General features: G+C 51.3%; 11 protein-coding genes. 5 read left to right on the top strand and 6 right to left on the bottom strand.

All coding sequences use genetic code 11. The features are described from left to right. Positions 1-92: 92 nt before the first annotated feature. The gene (locus ACN0YR_RS10840) at positions 93-491 is read right to left on the bottom strand and encodes a hypothetical protein (RefSeq protein WP_417849235.1); all 399 of its coding nucleotides are present in this window, start codon (positions 489-491) and stop codon (positions 93-95) included. 735 nt (positions 492-1,226) lie between these two features. Here ACN0YR_RS10840 and ACN0YR_RS10835 point away from each other — a divergent pair. Further along, the gene (locus ACN0YR_RS10835) at positions 1,227-2,786 is read left to right on the top strand and encodes a nitrilase-related carbon-nitrogen hydrolase (RefSeq protein ID WP_417849234.1); all 1,560 of its coding nucleotides are present in this window, start codon (positions 1,227-1,229) and stop codon (positions 2,784-2,786) included. Positions 2,787-2,873: 87 nt separating this feature from the next. On the opposite strand, the gene ACN0YR_RS10830 is transcribed toward ACN0YR_RS10835, so the two are convergent. Together ACN0YR_RS10830 and ACN0YR_RS10825 are read right to left on the bottom strand one after the other, a co-directional pair. Beyond that, positions 2,874-4,028 (bottom strand): right-handed parallel beta-helix repeat-containing protein, encoded by a 1,155-nt coding sequence (locus tag ACN0YR_RS10830; protein ID WP_417849232.1) that lies wholly within the window; start codon positions 4,026-4,028, stop codon positions 2,874-2,876. Between the two features lie 93 nt (positions 4,029-4,121). Then, positions 4,122-6,224 carry a hypothetical protein gene (locus tag ACN0YR_RS10825; RefSeq protein ID WP_417849231.1) on the bottom strand — a complete coding sequence of 701 codons (2,103 nt, stop codon included), beginning with the start codon at positions 6,222-6,224 and terminating at the stop codon, positions 4,122-4,124. A gap of 367 nt (positions 6,225-6,591) precedes the next feature. On the opposite strand from ACN0YR_RS10825, the gene acs reads away from it, so the two are divergent. Beyond that, on the top strand, positions 6,592-8,538 hold the full coding sequence (acs, locus tag ACN0YR_RS10820; RefSeq protein ID WP_417849230.1) for an acetate--CoA ligase: 1,947 nt from the start codon (positions 6,592-6,594) through the stop codon (positions 8,536-8,538). 417 nt (positions 8,539-8,955) lie between these two features. Here acs and gyrA read toward each other — a convergent pair whose 3' ends face one another. Continuing rightward, the gene (gene gyrA, locus ACN0YR_RS10815; protein WP_417849229.1) at positions 8,956-11,802 is read right to left on the bottom strand and encodes a DNA gyrase subunit A; all 2,847 of its coding nucleotides are present in this window, start codon (positions 11,800-11,802) and stop codon (positions 8,956-8,958) included. 234 nt (positions 11,803-12,036) lie between these two features. Beyond that, positions 12,037-14,331 carry a serine/threonine protein kinase gene (locus ACN0YR_RS10810; protein WP_417849228.1) on the bottom strand — a complete coding sequence of 765 codons (2,295 nt, stop codon included), beginning with the start codon at positions 14,329-14,331 and terminating at the stop codon, positions 12,037-12,039. A 460-nt stretch (positions 14,332-14,791) separates the two neighbouring features. Here ACN0YR_RS10810 and ACN0YR_RS10805 point away from each other — a divergent pair, with 460 nt between their 5' ends. The 3 genes from ACN0YR_RS10805 to clpB all read left to right on the top strand — a co-directional run bounded on the left by ACN0YR_RS10805 (position 14,792) and on the right by clpB (position 20,244). Then, positions 14,792-15,274 (top strand): hypothetical protein, encoded by a 483-nt coding sequence (locus ACN0YR_RS10805; protein WP_417849227.1) that lies wholly within the window; start codon positions 14,792-14,794, stop codon positions 15,272-15,274. A gap of 158 nt (positions 15,275-15,432) precedes the next feature. Continuing rightward, the gene (locus tag ACN0YR_RS10800) at positions 15,433-17,367 is read left to right on the top strand and encodes a polysaccharide biosynthesis/export family protein (RefSeq protein WP_417849226.1); all 1,935 of its coding nucleotides are present in this window, start codon (positions 15,433-15,435) and stop codon (positions 17,365-17,367) included. 237 nt (positions 17,368-17,604) lie between these two features. Continuing rightward, positions 17,605-20,244: an ATP-dependent chaperone ClpB gene (gene clpB, locus ACN0YR_RS10795; RefSeq protein WP_417849225.1), complete on the top strand. Its 2,640-nt coding sequence runs from the start codon at positions 17,605-17,607 to the stop codon at positions 20,242-20,244. A 109-nt stretch (positions 20,245-20,353) separates the two neighbouring features. Here the strand turns inward: clpB and ACN0YR_RS10790 are convergent, their stop codons facing one another. Next, complete coding sequence (locus tag ACN0YR_RS10790; protein WP_417849224.1) at positions 20,354-22,342, bottom strand: sigma-70 family RNA polymerase sigma factor; 1,989 nt, start codon at positions 22,340-22,342, stop codon at positions 20,354-20,356. Positions 22,343-22,455 lie beyond the last annotated feature (113 nt).

Here is a 22,455-nt window from a genome sequence, read left to right as displayed (position 1 = left end):
TGATGAAACGCGTTCTTCACGGGCCAAGAAGTGCTGAAAAGAACTTGTCCATACTCCTGACTCCAAACTGCTCACAAACCCGAATTTCAGGCTTACTTGTCATCGATGGGTTGCTCTCGTTCCGGTTGATCTAAATCAACGGACCTTGTCACAAATGTCCCGAAGTGGGTCATCATGTGGGCGCCGGCTGAATAGTAAATCGACTGAACCTCTTTGAGCTGAGTGGAGTTTTTCACTGGTGCAGAAATCAACGTGGCGCCAGCAGCTAACTTTTTCTGATACTGCTCAACCAGCTCATCGGTGTCCGCAAACCAATCGGCTGAGGTGTGAATGTCGGCAGCCTCTTCGCTTGAACTCAGGACATAGATTCTGTCAGCCTCCACACCTATCTGAATCAACGCTTTCTTCGCAGCGTTCCCTTGCTCAGCAGAATCCAACACTGCAATAGCACGACCTCTTGGATGGTCGATTGACCTTGTTTCGTCTGACATTATGTGACCTTCATTTCGTTGCTGTTTTGGTATTGAACAATCACTTTGGCACCCCGTTCTTTGCACAGGGCAACTGAGACCGCTGAGCAAAGGGGCAATGAATCAGGGACGAGGACGAAGGGACCTAAAATCCAAATCTTGAATCGAATGTTCGAACCTAAACCCCGACTCATAAATCCTTCGCAATCATTCACGCTGCCTGTACGCAAAACTTTGCGTTGGACTCCAAAATATTCTCATTCCACTTCTTAGATTCTATAGACTCCTGCAATTTTTTGTAGGGGGATATTCCGAGAAGCTTCAGTGCGGACCGATGTCAAGTCGCAAAACTGAACTCGCCAGAAACTCTTTTTCGCTCACCTGAGATTCCTGAACGACTCATCTGATATCGCTTCGGTTCACTCGATTCCCAAGCACTTGCCCAAAAATAGAGAGAAAGAATTTGCGCCGGCCCTCCCGGTATGAAACAACTATTCAACGAACCTCTCAGCCGCTTCTCGAAAATCCGCGTTCAATTTTGAATCAATTCAAACATCTTCCTCAACATGCAAATTATCAGCCTCTCGGTCGCTGATGTTGGATTCGTATTTTTTGTATAATCGATTCGGTGTCGTCAAAAACGACGATTCAGAACCGCTAACATCACTTCCGGAATCGAAGTTATTCGCTGGAATAACGATCGCATGTTCAGGTTTTGTTAGAGCCTATCCTTATTTGATCTTCTCTGGATGTGACATGGTACCGATTGATCTCAAGGAATATGAGTGGAAAATCAACCTCCGTCAGTTGACGATGGACGACTTCGAAGACCTCATTGCGATGCAGGAACGTTGTTTTCCCGGGATGACGTTGTGGAAGCGAGACCAGATTGAATCTCAAATTGCGACCTTCCCTGAAGGACAAATTTGCATCGAAATCGACGGAAAACTCGCAGCCTCTTCTAGCAGCCTCATGCTCGATTATCGCGCAGAGATGTCCTGGCACGACTGGACAAAAGTTGCTGACGAAGGATACATCCGGAATCACAACCCCAAAGGAGATACGCTCTACGGAATCGAGATTATGGTTGATCCCGAGTTTCGCGGGTTGAAACTCTCTCGCCGAATTTATGATGGCAGAAAGGAACTTTGTCGTAAGAAGAACCTGGCCAGGATCATCATCGGTGGTCGAATTCCCGGTTATGGACAGCACGCGGACAAGATGACAGCCCGGGAGTACGTGGAAGCGATCGTTGACAAATCGCTATTTGATTCGGTTCTGACAGCACAAATTTCGAACGGCTTCTCACTTCGCGGGTTGATTTCCGATTACTTCCCCAGCGACACAGCTTCGCGTGGCTACGCAACGTTTCTCGAATGGCTCAACCTCGACTACCAAAAGGGGGCCAAGCGTCGTTTTCACAACCCTGTCGAGCCGATCCGCATCGCTGCTGTCCAATATCTAATGAGACCCATCAGCAGCTTCGACGAAATGGCACAGCAGTGTGAATTTTTCATCGATGTCGCCTCGGACTACAAATGCGACTTCGTTCTCTTTCCAGAGCTGTTCACAACTCAATTACTCTCCTGCGTCCCCACCTCACGTCCCGGTCAGGCAGCTCGACAACTCTCTGAATTCACACCGCAATACCTCGACTTCTTCACAGAGATGGCGGTCAAGTATGACGTCAATGTTATCGGTGGTTCTCACTTTGCCGTCGAACAGGGAGAGCTCTTCAACATTTCCTATCTGTTCCGACGCGATGGAACGCTTGGCAAACAGTACAAGCTCCACATCACTCCGAGTGAACGAAAATGGTGGGGCGTCTCGCCCGGAAATAAGGTTGAAGTCTTCGACACCGACTGCGGGACCATCGCGATCCTCATCTGTTACGACATCGAATTCCCCGAGCTGGTCCGCATCGCAGCCCAGAAAGGGGCACAATTAATTTTCGTCCCGTTCAACACCGACACGAAACATGGCTACCTGAGAATCCGACACTGCGCACTGGCACGCTGTGTGGAAAACCATCTCTACGTCGCCGTTTCGGGATGCACAGGAAACCTCCCGTTCGTCGAAAACTCAGACATTCACTATGCCCAGTCCGCCATCTTCACCCCGGCGGATGCAGAGTTCTCACGAGACGCGGTCGCTGCGGAATGCAACGCCAATATCGAAACGATGATCATCCACGACCTGGACCTGGAAATGCTCCGCCGCCACAAAGAAAGCGGCAGTGTCCAAAACTGGAACGACCGCAGAAGAGACCTCTACAAAGTCGTCTACCAGGAAGACGGAGAAGAAAAAGAGGTTTAGAGGATTTTCAATGCCTGAGAAAGTCGCTCAAGGGGAGTACTCAGAACTTCCAGATAATCTCTTCGGGATTGAACTTGTTCTGCACCATCATTCGAAGCCGACTTCACACTCGGTGCGGCTCTTGCGGACTTCGGTTTTCGCTTCGCTGCCGATGATGGTGTTGTTTTGAATTTTGCAGCCGCGGACGCCGTTGAGGTAAATCGGTTGGCCCTTGAGTTCGAGCCTGTTGTCCTCGATGGTGATCCTCTTTGAAGGTTCCGGGTTGTAGCGGGATGTCCCCCAAACATAGATCCCAGTCGCTTCTGAGTCGGCAGCTTTGATCGTGTTGCCTCGAATGGTTAGTCCGTTGGCGTATCCAAACTGCATCAGAGGACGTTTGCCGTCGCCAGCTGTGAGCGTGTTGTTTTCAAACAGGCCGTTTTTGATGCTGTTCCCTTCGATTCTTCCATGGATTATGTTGTCCCGCACGACCAGCCCTTCCGCTCCGCCGCCAGCGAGCAACGATTTGCGGCAGCGATTGTTTATGATGCGAAAGTCTTTCGCACCTTCTGCGTGTTCAACATGAATCGTCGTTCCACCCGGCTGGACCGTGTGCTCAAGATCCTTGCACTCTGTCACCAGATGACCGCCGTCGCCAACTCCTCCACCCATTTGAATTCCCTGGCGAATGAAGTTCTTCACGGTCACGTTGCGAATCGTAAAGTTTCGACAGCCCTGGGAAAAACTGACGCAATCTCCACTGAAATTTTCGAGAGAACAGTCGCGCACGGTGACGTTCTCAATGGGACCGGTTTTGCAATAAAAGAAGATGCCGTGATTCTGCTCTGGTGTCTTTCCTTTTTCATACTTTGGGAACGTGTTGCTGCCATCGAAGTGCAAGCTGTGAATGACAATATTTTTGCAACTCGTTGAAGACCCTAACATCCGCCAGAAGTTGGACTCGTTCACTTTGGAATCGTATTTTAAAATCGATTGGTTGCCTTCCCCCCGAACAGTTGTCTCTGAGGGGATGCTCAGAATGGGTGTCTCACTTTTCTGCCGAGAGACGAGAAAGAGACCTTTCGGTATCACAACGGTCCCTCCATTCGCTTTCGCGACGGCGTCGAAGGCTTTGCGAATCGCCAGCGTATCGTCTTTGCCGTCATTCGGAATCGCACCATGATCAATGATGTTGACCTCCACGGCCTCCACTATCGCGAACTGAGTGGTGATGACGAATAGCGAGGAAAATAACAATTTCATAAAGCTTGCCCACGGTAATGAAAATAGTATCTCACAGGTCAACTGAGGGAAAAATGGGATCTCCGAGCCTCGTCATTGACGAAGGAACGTCGATTATCGTCCACGTCTGGGACGAACCCCGCGGTTACCACGGCGTTCTAAAATTCGTTCGAGGAGACCTTCTGCAGCTTTAATGCCGATGCGTTTCCCGACGTCTTTCAACTGATCTCCTTTGATCACCGGCTTGTCCATGGTCCCTGTCACCTTGAAGACCAATGCTTCATCCTGAAGCGATTGCAAAATCGGTCCACGATTTGCAAGCTCATCGGGAAATGCCATGGAAATGACGAGATCAAGCGTTTCATCAAATCCGACTGAACCGTTACTGGAGAAGTCGAAGTCTCCCACTTTGAAATTGAAACCAGCGTGATAAACCCGACCATCGACAACCTGGTAATCAACCGTCTGGTTTTCCATTTCCAGAAAAATAATCTCTTCCTGCTGACCAGGTCCTTTCGCAGCTCGAACGGCTGAGACCATGTTGATGATTTCGTCAGCGAGCGGACCGGGGCGAACCTGAGCCTTGTGAATATTCAATTTCCCGGAGAGGTTCGCTTCGTTCATTTTCTCCAGCTGGAATGTCGCGGGAGAGGCCACCAGTGAAAACGTTCCACTCGGTCGGGTTGCATCGGAAAGCAGGGGGGAGACATATCGCAACCAGTCGTGACAAATCTCTTCGGTCAAGGCGACTTTATCGAGAGTGAGTCCTTCCTGAATTTTCACAGTGAGCGGAGTTGTCGACAGGTCAAAACTTGGCAACTGCCGAATATGTCCACCGCTGACTGGAATTTCAATTGGAGTCAGCAACAAGTCATTCCCGGCCATAGTTAACTTGACTTTGCCATCCTTCGAAGTGATTCCGTAAGCAGTTGCTTCTTTCCAGGAGACGATGGTCGAAAGCTCAAACTTCAGGTCAAATGGCTTCGAAGGGTCTGGGCGTAACGGACCTTTGATCGACAAATCGGAAACTTCGATTTCCTTGAACTGGACATTTTCCTTCATTGATTCCGGAAGCAGATTCGCAAGTCCCTCGGCGGGCGAGCGAAATTGCCCTTGCGCGTCGACGACCTGTTTTCCAGAGACGTCGGTTACTTCCGCCTGCAGATCGACTGAAGTTTCATCAACTTGTGCAAACAAACGGGGGACGTCAATCCGATCTTCCTTTTGTGAGTAGCTCGCTTCCACATCAAAATTGAGGGGAGACTGCGAGGTACTCAGAGGCTGATGATCCGTCAATTGAGTGTCCAGCTTCAACAACAACTCTTCCTGCCCGACACGTTCAAGTAAACCGCCAATTTGAAAAGTGACTGGAGCCCCGGGAATCATGTCTGGAAAATATGTTTCGACTAACGGCTGTAAGACCGCAAGTGGTTGCTGAGCACAATCGAGTGTCAGCGAGAGAGACTCCTTCGTCGTCGGGGAGGTTGAACCGGTCCAGTCGGCGACGAACCCTAAATTTCCAGAATTTGCCTCAGACTTTGTATCGCTCGAAACGAGCGAAGCAACTGGTGCATCGATCTTCAGCTTCTGTTTCGGTGGAGTCGCGCTGCTGGATTCATATGTCGCCTTGATGGGACTCCAGCGGGCAAGTGACTTGCCTTCTGCATCGGTTAAGGTCAGTTCGCTCCGAACGATACGAATGGTCATATCGCGAGCCGGTTTTGGAACTTTCTGTTTGAAAAGATCTTCCACGACTGACTCAATATCGATTGGCTTATTCGACGTTTGAGCCGCTTTCAAGCGTGGGACCACAAAAGTGGCTCGCATCCCTTCGAATTCCAATTCCATCGGACGAGATTGATTCCGCAGCAGGTCGAGCATCGTTTGATTCGACGTCACAGCCTTAATTTCGGCCAGCTTCTTTCCGGCCTCATCTTCGAAGACAACGTCATTCAGCATGACTGGAGAGTTCCAGCCAACGGAGGCATCTCCAATTTTGATATTTCCTGGAAGACTCTCAGAAATCCATTTTTCCGCTGTTTGCTGCTTCAGAAATGAGGAAGCGAGCCAAGGCAGGCAAAAAAGTCCCACCAGGACGATGATCCCCATCGTTGTCATCGAGCGTTGGACCAGTCGGAGAAAGCTTGGTGGCTTCTTCCGAGATTTTTCGGGCGAATTCGCGTCCGTCTCTGAATTTGTCGCTTTTTTTCCAAACATCTCGGTTTTGCTCCTCCATGGTGATCGCGGACTGACTACTACAACCAGATGACTCATCAGAATCCTGACCAGACCGTTAACCTGCGCAACTAGTATATCTTACCAAGTGAAATCAGTGTGAGCGAATCAGAACTTTTGGCGGTTCTGTTGAACTCAGGAGCGGGGAGTCTTAGCATCAACGTTTCAAATCAACATCAACACACATTCGACCTCGAATTCACGTTCGAGGTCGACAGTCTTTAGTACCCCTGTGATGGCTGGTGATTTCGCGCTCCTGACTCAGGAGAAGTGAGATCACGAAGTCAGGTTTTGTTAGAACAAAACAATATTTTTTGCCAAACGCTCAATAGAAAAAGGCTCCTTTACCATGTCCGACGCCATCGAATCCATTCTTCAGGAAAATCGCAAGTTCGTTCCGCCCGCTGAATTCACTGCCAATGCGCTGATCTCTTCTGAGGAGCAATATCAGCAAATGTGGCAACAGGCAAAAGACGACCCCGAAACATTCTGGGGCGATCTGGCCAGGGAAGAACTCGAATGGTTCCAACCATTCGATTCTGTGATGGAAGGAGACATGCCGGACACCAAATGGTTCCAGGGTGGAAAAATTAACGCGTCGTACCAGTGCCTCGACCAGCATTTGACAACGTGGAGAAAGAACAAAGCAGCACTGATCTGGGAGGGAGAACCTGGTGATACACGAACGTTAACGTATCAGGAATTGCATCGCGAAGTCTGCAAATTCTCCAGCGTGCTGGATCAACTCGGCGTCGAAAAAGGCGACCGAGTCACAATTTACATGCCGATGATCCCAGAACTCGCTATCGCAATGCTGGCCTGTGCTCGTGTTGGGGCAACACACTCCATCATCTTCGGTGGTTTTAGTGCAGACGCCATTTCTGATCGCAACAACGATGCACAATCGAAACTCGTCATCACCGCCGACGGTGGTTGGCGTCGCGGGAAAGAGATCTCGCTGAAATCAACTGTCGACGAATCACTCGAGAAGTCGACCTCCATCGAAAAAGTGGTTGTCGTTCGGCGAACAGGCGGCGATATCGAGATGGTTCCAGACCGTGACTACTGGTGGCACGATCTGATGGAAAACGCCTCCGCAGACCGTGAAGCAACCCAACTCGACTCCGAGCATCCGCTCTTCATCCTGTACACTTCTGGGTCAACCGGAAAACCGAAGGGTGTGCTGCACACCACAGCGGGCTATATGCTCGGAACAAAAATGAGTTCGAAATGGGTCTTCGACTACAAAGACGAAGACACATACTGGTGTACCGCTGATATCGGCTGGGTTACCGGCCACAGTTATATCATTTACGGTCCACTCGCAAATGGTGTGACGTCGGTGATGTACGAAGGAGCCCCCAACTGGCCAGACGAAGGTCGATTCTGGGAAGTCGTTGAGAAATACCGCGTCAATATTTTCTACACCGCTCCGACAGCCATTCGTGCCTTCATTAAATGGGGCGATCAATGGCCGCAGAAGTACGATCTCTCTTCACTTCGTCTGCTCGGAAGCGTAGGAGAGCCTATTAATCCTGAAGCCTGGATGTGGTATCACAAATTGATTGGTGGTGAACGCTGTCCAATCGTCGACACATGGTGGCAAACCGAGACCGGTGGCATCATGATCAGTCCGCTGCCGGGTGTTACCCCAGCGAAGCCCGGTTCTTGCACAAAACCGCTTCCCGGCGTCGTGCCTGCGATTGTCAACGAAGAAGGCAAAGAACTTGAAGCGAACCAAGGTGGCCTGCTTGTGATGACTCAGCCATGGCCACACATGCTTCGTACACTCTATGGCGACCATGAGCGATTTATTGAGACGTATTTCTCCAAATTCGACGGCAAGTACTACTTCGCGGGCGATGGAGCACGTAAAGATGAGGACGATTACTACTGGATCATGGGTCGCGTCGACGATGTCCTGAACGTTTCGGGTCACCGCCTGAGCACGATGGAAATTGAATCGGCGCTGGTTTCACACGACCTCGTCGCAGAAGCGGCCGTCGTTGGCTACCCGCATGATCTCAAAGGGGAGGGCATCTGCTGCTTCGTGATCCCCAAGGGAGACATCCCCATAGACGAAGTCAAAAACACACTCATCAAGCATGTCCGTCACCAAATCGGAGCCATCGCCACCCCGGACCAAATCCGCTTCACGCCAGCCCTTCCGAAGACTCGCTCCGGAAAAATTATGCGACGTCTCCTCAAAGACATCGCTGCTGGAAGAGAAAACAATCAGGATACATCAACTCTGGAAGACCAGAGCATCCTGGATAAGCTCCGACAAGAAGGGTAAAGAGTCGAACTCACGAAAAGTGTTAGAGTCATTCACTCTACCGTGTGTCGATGATGAACGCGTTTCAGCAGTAAAATTGCTGTTGACCACGAGATAAATCGCGAACACCTGTTCGAAAAATGCATAGCCGGACGCTTCGAAGTGTCCGGCTATCATTTTTTAGAGCAGTTTGTTCGACCGTGAGCCCATGAAGAACGCGTTTCATCAACAAAATTGCTGCTCGCCACGAGGCAGAATCCGAGCACCAATTCTAAAGATGCTTTAAATGAAACATGCTATGGCCTTGCGAACAAGGTCAACGCTGCCTCGATCGTTTGAAGTCAAGCGTTGCCGCAGATGTGGCCAGCGGACTCGCTTCGCACATCAAGCTGCCATACGCCGAGTTCAGAGCCCCGGCGTATGGGACTTGTTGTCATCTTACTCATCTTCGTCGCTTGCGGACTCGTCGTCTGCAGCGTTTTCATCTTCCAGAGTATCGTTGAGGTCCTCAGCAGAATCATCTGGAGCCGCTGGCTGATCTTCAACTGCTGGAGACGGCTCAGTTCCGTCGGCTTCGTTGACGACATCAGATGCAGGCTCGCTACCTTCCACGACTTCCGCAGAGGCGACTGGATCGCCTTCTTCTTCGTCGACGATTTCAGCCGGGATACAGGCGATGCCAGCGATTTGGTCGTCGCTGTCCATCTTCATGATCGTTACACCTTGAGTGTTTCGACCAATGGTGCTGATATCGATAGCACGCAGACGCTGAATTTTTCCTTGTGCGGACATCAGCAGAATGTCGTCGCCATCTTCGACTGCGAGCGTTCCGATGACTTTGCCATTGCGTGCGGTCGTTTTGATATCTCGCAAACCTTTGCCGCCACGTTTCTGCAAACGGTAACGCATTCCGCCGCTCGGTGAGGATTCGTCGTCCTCGTTGGTTTCAACGACGACAGGCCCGAACGGTGTCCGTTTTCCGTAACCATTTTCGCAAACAGTGAGCAAGGTCTTCTGTTCGCTGGAAACGACCATGCCGACGACTTCATCATCTTTCGAGAGTCTGATTCCCCGCACTCCGCGAGAGTTTCTTCCCATAGCACGAGCATCTGATTCACAAAACCGAATCGCCATGCCGGATGCTGTGCTGAGAACGACATTCTCGTCCGGTGAGACTTTGACGACATCGATGAGTCGATCATCCTCTTCGAGTTTGATCGCGATGATGCCCCCTTTCATTGGGCGGCTATACGCGGAGAGAAGAGTCTTCTTGATGTACCCTTTACGAGTGGCCATCAGCAAACTGCGTTCGTCGTCGAATTCCCGAATATCGATACAGTCTTGCACTCGCTCGCCTTCGGACAATCGCAGTAGATTGACCAGTGCACGACCTTTGGCTGTGCGTCCCTGAAGCGGTAAGTCGTAGACTTTTTGCCAGTACACTTTCCCGAAGTTTGTGAAGAAGAGCAGGTAGCTGTGCGTACTGGAAACGAAAAGATGTTCTGTTGGATCTTCGTCGTCAGACTTCGCTCCTTTAATCCCTTTCCCGCCACGGTTCTGGGCTTTATAGGTCGAGAGCGGAGTTCGCTTGACGTAACCACGTTGCGACAGCGTCACCACCATTGGCTCTTCGGTGATCAGTTCGTCTTTGTCGACGTCACCAAGTTCTTCTTCTGAGATTTCGGTGCGACGCTTGTTCGGGAATTTCTCCTTGAGTTGCTCCATCTCGTCGCGAATCATCGCACGGATGTTTCCTTCATCGGAGAGCAACTGCAGATATCCGGTGATATCTTCGAGTAAGCCACGATGTTCGCCCTGAAGATTCTCTCGCTCCAGATTTGCGAGCGAACCAAGCTGCATACTGACGATCGCTTCTGTCTGGTTCGCAGAAAGCGAGTAGTTTTGCTGCTCGCCATTCTCTTCGACAAACATCTCGAAGCCACCTTCACCCAACGCACGTTCGATGAGTTCAGACGGAACTTGAATCTCCTGCAAGCGAACCTTCGCTTCTGCCCGGCTGGGAGAGTTGCGAATTGTTCTGATAATCTCGTCGATGTCAATCTGGGCGATCAACAGACCTTCAATGGTATGTTTTCGCTTACGAGCTTCGTGGAGCAAGTACTCTGTTCGACGGCGAATCACCGTCACACGATGTCGCAGGAACTCATCAAGAAGTTGCTTGATGCTCAACGTTTGAGGACGGTTTCCGACGAGTGCCAGCAGGATCACCGAAACCGTCGATTGCAGCGGTGAAAATTTATAGAGCTGGTTGAGAACCACTTCTCGGTCGGCATCCCGTTTCAGATAAATATGTAAACGGACCTGCCAGCTGGGAGTCTTGCGGTCGGTGTAATCGACAACGCGAGAGATCCCTTTGATCTTGTCATCTTTGATGAGGGCTTCCAACTTCGATTTCACGCGGTCACGTGTATCGAGGTAAGAGATCTCTTTGACGACGATGACTTCGGTATTTTTCTCGGTTTCAAACTCGACTTTAGCCCTCAGCGTAAGCGTCGAACGTCCCGTCAAATATCCCTGACGAATTCCAAAGCGGCCACATATGACTCCGCCGGTCGGGAAATCGGGACCGGGCAGGACATCGATGATTTCATCGATCGTCGCTTCAGGATTGTCGATGAGGAGTTGGACGGCACTGGCGACCTCAGAGAGGTTGTGCGGAGGAATACTGGTCGCCATCCCGACTGCAATCCCCTGAGAGCCGTTGACGAGCAGGCCGGGGAAGCGCGACGGGAGAACAACCGGTTCTTCATTCCGTTGGTCGTAAGTCGGGACGAAGTCGACTGTGTCTTTGTTCAGGTCGTCCAGCATTTCAGAGGCTGCGGCCGAAAGACGGGCTTCCGTATATCGCATCGCAGCTGGGCCCAAACCAGCGAGTGAACCAAAGTTGCCCTGTTTATCAACGAGAATTTCTCGCATCACCCAATCCTGCCCCATACGGACCAGGGTCGGGTAAATCACACTTTCACCGTGCGGGTGGTAGTTTCCAGAGGTATCCCCGGAAATTTTTGCGCACTTGATCCGCCCGGAGGATGGACCAAGGTTCAAATCGTTCATGGCGACAAGAATCCGCCGCTGAGCGGGTTTCAGCCCGTCACGAACGTCCGGCAAGGCACGACTCACGATCACCGACATCGCGTAGGTGAGATAACTTTCCTTCATCTCATCGCGAATATCGAGCTTCTGAATCCGTCCCGGTACAGGCCCTTCCGATGAGAATTGAGAGTCGTTGTGAGGATCTTCGGGGGGTGTCAAATCGTTCGACAAGGATATCTGCTCCTGGCATTGTCTTGAAAAACTTGTGCGACGACGAACAACTATGAAACCCGGTCTTCCACCAGACTCCCGAAAACGCCACAAACTCTTTTAGTCAAACAGTTTGCAACACGTCGCGATAGATCATTTCTGCAATGACAATTGTAGTCGAATTCGCTGGCTCCGACAATCAAGAACAGAGTCGTTCCCGAAAATCGCAAGTGATTTTCAGGGACAGACTTAGAGTCAATTCGGCGAGGCCTCAAACCGCTCGAAATTGAACCCGGGATTCTCACTTGAAAGACGGACAGGAAGGTGGTCAATCACCGCCTGTGGAACAGGCAACAGTTCCCCGTTCCCGGCTCCAGGTTCAGTGAAATGAAACTCTCCCGAAAGTAAACCATCGACACGAACCAACTGGCTAGAAAGCTCGCCCCAAGGCTCTTGCGGCCCGGAACGATGCCCGAACAGTTTTCCAGCTTGAGGAACAATCAGGCCCTGAGCGGCGATTTCAACATGGTCTGACCACACCTCACTCAACTCGTCTCCATGAAACCCGATCAATGGCACATCTCCGGATGTCCTGAGCAATGACTCCTTACCTTGCAGAGAGAGCAGCCCAGAGCTGGCGGTCTCGCCCAGACGATCAACACTGACGACCGGTCCAGGCCCGACCATCGAACAGTGATTCAAAACGATGGGAACCCGCAGACCTGCATGAACTCCTCCGTGCAAGAAGAGGAGAGGGCCATTCAATCGCTGCAATACGTTATCGAAGAGTGCCGTCGTGAGAGGCGTGGTTGACTCGATGAGCGGTCGCCGAGACTTCACGACGATGTTCGAAACAAGTAGCCGTCCCGAAGCCATCGTATCCGCACCGTTCGCTCTCCAGCTGAACAAGGATTGATTCAATGCCTCTTCAGGTCCATCGACAAGAGACTGGTTGAGTCGAAACTCATCTGCCACGACTTGTAGAACGGAACGAGGCGCTCCTTCCTGTTCACCACTGCGTATGAATTCAAGTTGGACATTCTCCAGCAAAACTGTTTTCGCTTCGAGAATCGTATTATTCCCTTGAACTCGAATCGTCGGGCGAATGCCTGCCTGCCCGCGAATGATGAGAACTTCGTCGGCATGCAATGAAGTCGCCTTGAAGGGACCGACATGATCCAGCAGCACGACGCCTTCCTGATTCGGGACTGGGAACGTCGGAAGTGCTTCTTCGTCGAGACTGGTTTCGGCTGTCCTGATTTCGGTCGTCCTTGTTTCTTCGGACTTCTCCAAAGTGGACGTTTGCAGCGGGACGAGAGGCTTGAAATCTTCAGGTGACATAGGTTGAACCGCTGCGCCGACTTGCGAAAGTGCAGGGAGATTGAACTGATCGCGATTCCAGAACAAGATCGACGCAATGATCGTCAAGCTCAGCGTCAGTGAGATCTTCGCGTATGGAACCGAGGACTTTTCACGAGTCTGGCCGAGATTCCGGGGGGCAGCAGATTCAAAGGAATGCAGAAACGATTTCAGCCTGGCTTGTGGCGTTTTCGCCATCCCCGCAACCATGTGCCTTGCATCAGCCCAGCGTTTCGGACGCTTCAGTGGTTGGCGGTGGGTCAACTTTGCAATGAATTCCGCAAACTGATCAGAGACATCCGGAGCAATTTCGCGGATATCTCGAATCGACTTTTGGCGGTGAGCAGCGATTTTCGCAAGTGGATCAGCCAATGCGTGTGGAGGACGTCCAGCAAGAAGTTGCCAGAGCAGGCATCCGAAAGCATACATTTCAGTCGAGACAGTGACTCCTTGACCACTCTCAAACCGTTCCGGGGCAATCCCGTTGTATGCATCAATCGGGATCTTTGTATGTATCGTCGGGGTTGGAGAAACGAGATTGAACAGCCCGGCGTTTAACAACTCCAGCCGTCCGGATGCTGTGAGCCAGAGATTCGACAGCCTCAGGTCTCCGTGCAGGTGCGATTCACCATTCTGCTCAAAATCATCGCAGACCCCAACTGCGATCGATCGAACGACCGCCTCAGGAAACCGTCCGCGACGTACGAGCAACCGTTCTAAAGATTCTCCTTCAATCGCAAGCCTTGTTTGAGCAACAAATCGTTTTTCCGGATCTAGAAAGAATGTACCAGCTGAGTGAGAATCACTTCTGGCTTGGCGAAAAGTTCTAAGGCGGATCGCTACGGCTTCAAAATCAGCTCGATCTACATCGCATCGCGTCACCATACAGCGAGTATTCGACTCGACATCGACAGCCAAAAACACCGGCATCACAGGATCGAAGTGAACCTGATCCCGCAGAATCAGCGATTCCGTCAACTGAAGTTCAGACCATCGCTTTTGCTCGAAATAGCGGGCCTGAAACGGTGTCATCACTCCGATATGGACGAGAGCATCAATCCAGACGGAATCGAAAGCGGGCAATCCTTGAGAAAGTCTCCGTACGCGCGTACGGCACTTTTGAAGCTCACGGTCATTCGCGATCTTCAGCGTCTGCAATGCCTGTATCAATTCTGCCGAGGGGGGCTCCATCCGTGGAAATCTCTGGTTAAGTGCTGCAATTCGTATGTCCACCACCTGCTGGCTGGCATGGGTGAGAAGCCAAATCCAGGTCTTCGAATCAGTTCCAATTCGTGGCCATACAGTCTCCGCTGGGCAAAAGAAAATCTGCGTTCCGAGGTCACAGATTGAATCGTTATTACCAATCACGGCAAGATGTTATGGCACATTTTGCCGATTCAACACAACATCGAATTCGAAAGCCCCCTTCGCCAGGCCTCCACTCCCCGCAAATCTCCTTCGCCTCTGCCCCTAAATTCACAAACAGGAAAGATGCGGCAAATGGGTAAGGGAAGAGACTTATGTGCATCAAGCCGGTCGTACGGGAGTTGTTGGTTCCTTTGATGTTGCCGAAATTGCGTGACGATAAGCGAGAGGACGTCCTCGCTTTAAAAGGAAATCGTCCACGGTTTCACTCAAAGATGTTCGACCTATGAGAAAACACCTCTGCATTTTAACCCTGTTCTTGACCGGCTGCCATACGGCAGGCTGGTCGGGTGATTCTTGTGATATCGAACAGGTCCAGCCCCATAAAAATGCTGGAATGTTTGGGAAAGGCGTAAAAGTTTGCGTGGGTCCAGACAAGTGGAAAACCAAGCAAGTCGCCCACAGCCTTGCAAACCAAAGTATGCCCGAAGGCGTGCATTCACGCGACTTTAAATCAGGTTTCCGGCAAGCATTCGAGGATGTCGCGATGGGAGCTTCAGGAGAAGTCCCTCCATTGCCTCCTAAGCCCTACTGGAAAGAAAAAAACCGCACATGCAATGGGCATGCACGGGCTGACCAATGGTTTGCAGGGTACGCTGCAGGTTCGCAAGTTGCCTTAAATATTGGTGCGCAGCGATTCCTTGACGTCGCCTCTGGGTCTTGCCATGCATGCCGAACTGAATTCGCTCCGCCGTCGACGTACTACTGATGAACCAACAGAAAACCAAAAGTCCTAGAACATTTTCGGAAATGATGTACGCATTCTGTCTCGTGGAAACGAGTGCTCCAGCACACGAAAAGCACTCTTCACGGACACAGGAAACACAAAAGTGTTCTATGCATCACAACACCGCCACGGAAGGTGAGATGAATAATTCTGCGAACATCGTTGGTCGCCCACTCAGAACTTGTAAGTGGCCTCGTCCGCTGCAACTTGTTTTGATCGGCATGGTCCTCACATGCTCCACAGGCTGTTCCATACTCCATCCAGTCCGCGGAGTCCCGGCATCGTATTTGCCAGATGAGTTTGAAGGCCCGCGCCGCAACGGCAAGCGGACCATCAACCCCAGCTTGCTTGTGCAAACGCCGCCTGCTCAGCACCGCGTCGCCGCTGGTGATGTCCTGTCAATTTATATTCCCGGTGTTCTTGGGCGTAAGGATACAGAAGTCCGTCAAGTCGGGGTCGAGCCTCCGATCAATCAGCCCTACACCCCAGACGATGCTCCAACGATCGGATACCCCATCACGGTCCGTGATGACAACACAATTTCGCTCCCGCAGATTCCTCCGATTAATGTCAATCAAATGACGCTCGCTGAGGTCGAAGAAGCGGTCCGCAGAACGTACACCGAAGATTTCGATATTCTGAAACCTGAAGAAGCCATGATTCTGGTCAGCCTGCAAAGACCTCGGGTTCATCGCGTCCTCGTTGTTCGGCAGGAAACCGGAAACGAACTGGCCAGTGGCGGAGAAACTGGAACAATCAACATCGGTGTGTCGAAACGTGGCACAGCCCGGATCGTCACATTAAATGCCTACGAAAATGATGTGCTGCACGCACTGGCAACCGTTGAAGGGGTCGACGGACTCCCCGGTCTCGACGCCGAGAATACAATCTACATCATCCGACGCCGAAACCAAAATTTCGGTGCAGGTGGACCGGCAATAAACCCACATTGCCCACCTGCCCAATACGCTCCTGCACTCCCACCGCAACAGCAGGTTCCAAGCCAGTATCAAGGCGGATTTGGCAACAATGCCCGAAATCAAAATCAACAGAACATTCAGCTTGCAAGTGCAACGAATCGTGCACCGCAGTCCGGGCTGATGACTGCGGACTACCGCATCGCTGAGAATGAAAGCAACGCCGCGCCGTACCACGTCCATACCGTCGGACATTCGTTCGCCAATACTGGAGGAGCCCAGCACTCCCCATATGCATATCAACATGGTTCAAATCAACATAGGGTACAACCTTCCCAAACCACTCAGCCGCGAATGAACCGTTCGACAGGTGGCTATCCAGTACCGCAACGACAGGCACAGGCAGCACATCAGTTTGGGCATCAACTACCGAACGCGACGCCTCAAATGAACGTCTCGCCCATCCAGACCTCCTCAGCTCAGGCTGCTTATCCAAATCCTGGACATCAACAAGTTCAACCAGCTGGCGCAACGAGGACACCACTTCCAGTTCCTGACAGTCCAATCGGATTAGAGCCGATCCCGGATGACAACCTTCACTGGTCAACAGCGCTCCAGCAGTTCGATCCGACAATCGACAATCCGAACGTCATTCGAATTCCGATTCGACTGGCAGACGGGGAGATCCCCAACATCAACGAAGAGATGATCACTCTTGAAGATGGGGACATCGTCTTTATCGAGTCCCGCGAAACGGACGTGTTCTATACTGGCGGTCTTCTCGGCGGAGGGCAGTATACTCTTCCGCGTGAATACGATCTGGGAGTCCTCGAAGCGATCTCTATTGCAGAAGGTCGGAACTCCGGCAGTGGTGGAAATTCGCGGTCCATCGGTGGGGTCTCAGCATTGAATCGCGATGTCTCCATCGGTGCCAGCCGTGTGATCATCCTCCGCACATTGCCAACCGGTCAGCGGATCACCGTGGAAGTCGACCTCCACAAGGCGATGCGATATCAGGAGGAAAACATCCTCGTTCAACCGGGCGACATCCTCATGCTGCAATATACTGCCGGTGAAGCCATAGCTGCCTTCACCCAACGCTACCTGCTCGAAGGAGCCCTCTTCAGTCTCGCAGCCGCACAGATGAATACGAAGTGAGATTAATCTCGCTAGAAAATCTTAGCCGCACGCTTGAAGTGTGCGGCTAAGACACGCAACCCGCCAAAATGGCACACCTCGTCTTATTGCACCCGCACGCAGGAAGTGCCATTATGGCACACACCAAAAACGTTGCTTGCCCCTAAAGGACTGTTATAATTCACTTTACAGATTAAATGCATTTCAGGAACGGCGATTGCTTAATGATCTCATCTCTCACGAAAGGAGATCAATTCTATGGCTATTCGACTCGATCAATTCACAACTAAAGCGCAGGAAGCTGTCCAGAACGCACACTCGTTCGCTCAAGAAAAAGGGCATCGACAGCTGACCCCTTTACATTTTCTCAAGGCTCTGCTGGCAGAGTCTGATGGAATTCCGCGAGCAATTCTGGAAAAAATGGGAGTCAATGTCTCCCAGATCCAAACGATGGTCGACAGCGAACTCGACCGGCTTCCGTCGTCGAGCGGTTCGAACCTCGAAATCGGGCCCTCACCGGAATCTGTTCAACTCTTCGAAGATGCTCAAAAGACCGCCTCTTCGATGCAGGATCAATACGTTTCGACAGAGCATCTTTTCCTGGCTCTCACAAAAGTTGAGAGCTCAGCGAAGCGGATGTTGCATTTGAATGGTGTCGAAACGAAAGATTTACTGGAGGCAATGAAGTCAGTCCGTGGCGGACATCAGGTAACCGACCAGCATCCAGAAGACAAATATCAAGCTCTCGAAAAGTACGGGAAAGATCTTGTCGAAATGGCTCGACAAGGAAAGATCGACCCGGTCATTGGTCGTGACGGCGAAATTCGTCGTGTCGTACAAGTTCTTGCTCGCCGACGAAAAAACAACCCGGTCCTGATTGGTGAACCGGGGGTCGGAAAGACTGCGATCGTGGAAGGTCTGGCACACCGAATTGTCCTCGGCGATGTTCCACAAAGCTTGAAGGACAAGCGTGTCGTCGCTCTAGACATGGGAGCCTTGATCGCCGGTGCAAAGTACCGTGGGGAATTCGAAGATCGCTTGAAAGCTGTTCTCAAAGAAGTCGAACAAGCGAGCGGTCAGGTCGTCCTGTTCATCGACGAATTGCATACCGTCGTCGGTGCCGGAAAAACCGATGGAGCGATGGACGCTTCGAACCTTCTCAAACCAGCATTGGCTCGCGGTGAACTTCACTGTATCGGAGCGACCACACTCGATGAGTATCGCAAGTACATCGAAAAAGATGCAGCTCTTGAGAGACGTTTCCAACCGGTCAAAGTCAACGAACCTTCAGTCGAAGATACGATTGGAATCTTGCGAGGACTGAAAGAGCGGTACGAGAAACACCACGGAATCAAGATTCGTGATGCTGCTCTGGAAGCGGCTGCGACACTTTCGGACCGCTATATCAATGATCGATTCTTACCTGACAAAGCGATCGATTTAGTCGATGAAGCCGCCTCACGAGTTTCGATGGAGTTGAATTCAGTCCCGACGGAGATCGACGAAATCCAGCGAAGGCTGACTCGACTGGAACTTGCCAGTCGGCAACTTACGGAAGAATCTGGCGAGAGCGTGGAGAAAGAACTCGCCGAAATTAACGAAGAAACCCAGTCCCTCAAGCAAAAGCTGGCTAGCCTGAAAGAGCAGTGGGAATCCGAAAGGCTTGGGCTGGGTGATGTCGCCAACGTTCGTGAAGAGCTTGAAAAATTCGATCTCGAATACGGACAACTCGAAGCGACCGTCCGCGACCAGCAATCGAGTGGGCAGTTGGTCGATGAGGCAGACTACCAAAGGCTTTACGAGTTAGACCGCCAACGTAAGGCACTCCGCAAACAGGTTGACGAACAAGAAGTCGAACCTGTGGATGAGTCTCCAGAGAATGATGCGAAGCCGAAACTTCTTCGAACCGAAGTCGGCCCTGAAGAAATTGCGCTGGTTGTCTCGGCCTGGACGGGAGTCCCGGTCAGCAGAATGTTGCAGACAGAACGGCAAAAACTTCTGCAGATGGAAGATTTGATCCATCAGCGAATGATCAATCAGTCCGAAGCGGTCTCGGCAGTCGCCAATGCCGTCCGCCGATCACGATCGGGAATGCAGGACAAGAATCGTCCGATTGGATCGTTCATTTTCCTGGGACCAACAGGTGTCGGAAAAACGGAATTGTGTAAAGCTCTCGCCGAGTTCCTCTTCGATGACGAACGGAATATGGTCCGCATCGACATGAGCGAATTCATGGAGCAGCATTCTGTGGCTCGACTGATTGGAGCCCCTCCCGGATATGTCGGATATGAAGAGGGGGGACGACTCACAGAAGCAGTGCGGCGTCAGCCATATTCGGTCATTCTGCTGGATGAAATCGAGAAAGCGCACCGGGATGTTTTCAACGTCCTGCTGCAACTCCTTGATGATGGTCGCCTGACAGACGGGCAGGGGAGAACGGTCGATTTCACGAATACGATTGTGGTGATGACATCCAATATCGGTTCACAAGCGATTCTTGAACTCTCCGAGCAGGGAGAAGAAGAGAAAATTCGCGAGACCTGCCTGGGTGCCCTGAAGCAGCACTTCCGTCCGGAATTCCTGAACCGTGTGGATGAAGTGATTGTTTTCCAACCGCTTCAGAGAACTGAAATCCGTAAAATTGTCGAGCTTCAAATTGGCCGCCTCGCTGCCCAGATGCGCGAGCATGGTTACGAACTGGAAGTGACAGATGATGCGAAAATGCTCATTGCCAATGAAGGTTACGATCCAACATACGGAGCCCGTCCACTTAAGCGTGTGATTCAGAATCGTCTGCAAAACTCACTGGCGAATGCCATCCTGAGCGGGGAATTCCCCGAAGGTTCAACTATTAAAGTTGATAGCCAGAACGAAGAGTTCACGTTCGCAAGCATGTGAAACTTTTAAGCGAGAGTCTGAACAAATCTGCTACATCAAAACGAGTTCTGCCGGACACTTAAAGTGTCCGGCAGAACTGTCTTATCTCATTAATGCACTCGATTTTCATTTAGTTCCCGAATCCGACTCCACTTCCCATGGCCCCTCCACTTCCTCCGGGACCGAAACCGCTTGGGACAGGGCGATTCTTAGCAGGCCAGTCTGGGTTTTGTGAACTCTTCTGAGCCTGACGTGCCAACTGATTCAACAGTTTCTCGATTTGGCCATGCACTTTCTGATTCTGTATCACGACTAAACTGCCGTTCAGAAAACTGATGTCGCCATTCCCACCCATTTCGCTCCAAGACTCTGGATCGATGGTGTGCAACAAAACATCTGCCAAAGCTTCCGGGTCGTGAATCTGAAGTGGTCGAACATCGTAGACTCGTGTTTCAGTCAGCTCTTCAGCCCTCACGTTTGAGGTGATCATCATGACATCATTTTTGATTACGTATGTTAACTGCAACGGTTCCAGCATCAGAGCCAATCCGTTTCGCATTGAGACCCCGCTGGTCACGATTTTGACTTCATCATCCACCGAGCGTCCTTCATTCGAAAGCTCTTCCTCGTCAATCAGAATCGGAATTTCATGTTGCTCGCTCAGCAATGCAACGACATCCGAGAGTGGATTTCCAGGAAACTCAAAACCTACAATCGTTTCCAGTGCTGCCTCAATCTTTTCTTCAGCCGGGCTTTGGTCTTTTTCGACAGCAAGCTTAGACTCCAGACTTTCATTGTTTTGGGTTGATATCATGAGATTACCTTCGACCCCCATGCCGGCTAGTCCAGATGCGTCACCCGCTTCAAAGATCGCTTTGTAGTCTGCTTCGAGTTGTGTGAGGAGCTTTAACGTTTTTGCCAAGTCACTCTTCTCAACAAAATTTGGGTCGAGTTCCGTTGACGATTGCCGCATCAACTCATCGACCTGCTTTTTGGTCTCCTCGATTGACTGGAGCATCTTCAAGAGTTTCTGCCTGGTTTCTTGTGAGGCATCTACCCCCATTCCAAAACCACCACCAGCACCCTCAACTCCGCCACCCCCATAGCCCGCTGTATTGCGGAAAGAATTTCGCGCCTTCTGGGCCTGAATGCGCTGCTTGATGGTCGGCTTCGGCGGTTGCTCCGATCCTGCTTCATTCGGTTGTGCAACGGCGGTGTCGATCACGACACCTTGAGCATTTCCGGCGGCCCCGCTTCCATCCTGAGCGAATCCGACATGGGACATCCAACCCGCTCCGGCAGCGATGGCCAGGCTACAGGTGAAAAACGCAATCTTGGTTGTTGTGAACATTGTCACTTCCTTTCCGGCGAGGTACACAGCTTCGGGAGAGCAGGCAGGGGTGAACGCTGTCCCCTGAAACGCTGCCAATCCGTTTTGTGCAATGGTGTGAATGAATTCTGGCCGAATTGCAGCCGCCGCTTCTGCCTGAGACCAACTCAAAGCAGTCAGTGCGGCTCCCAATCCAACGCCCCGTTTGGTGACTCGAAGTTGAAGTTCACGCTTTCCGCGTTTCATTCGCCCTTCGATCGCCCCCAAGGTCACGCCCAACAATTGGGCGACCTCTTCATACGTTTTGCCTTGCAGAAAATGTAGAACCAACGGATCACGATACTGCGTCGGAAGCCCCTGCAACTCTTCATCAAGCACTTGCTGCTCGAAAGTCGAATGGATCTCCTCGAACGTTTTTTCAGCGATTTCAAGTTCTGTCACCACATCGTTGACCTTTTCACGGGATCGACGCTTCAGTGCCTTTTTCGCAAGACGAATTGCCACGCCATGCAGCCACGAGCTCAAACTCTCTCGCCGCCGAATCTTCTTTGCATCCTTCGCCAGCAACAAAAACGTCGCTTGAGCGACATCCTCCGCGGAATGCCGATCACGAACAATACGGACAGCAACGGCGAAAACCATGTTTCCATAGCGATCTACCAGAGCTGTGAAGGCTGCCTCGTTTTTCAACTTCAAAAATTGAGACAGCAATTCCGCATCCGACGCAAGAGCATCAGGCTCGGGGTCTTGGTGATTAGCAGGTTGTTTTGGATGTGAAAGAAGAGACATGACACCAGTTTAGTCCCCCGGAAAGGCAATTCCGGGCGCTCATTTCTTAATTTTTTTTAATTTTCTTGAAACAAGCGCGAGCCAATCAGCCCCCGAGATGTGTCTTAATGACG

The organism is Thalassoglobus sp., from assembly GCF_048270125.1.
In the GTDB taxonomy this organism is placed as follows: Bacteria; Planctomycetota; Planctomycetia; order Planctomycetales; family Planctomycetaceae; genus Thalassoglobus.
This window is presented reverse-complemented; position numbering and strand designations above follow the sequence as displayed.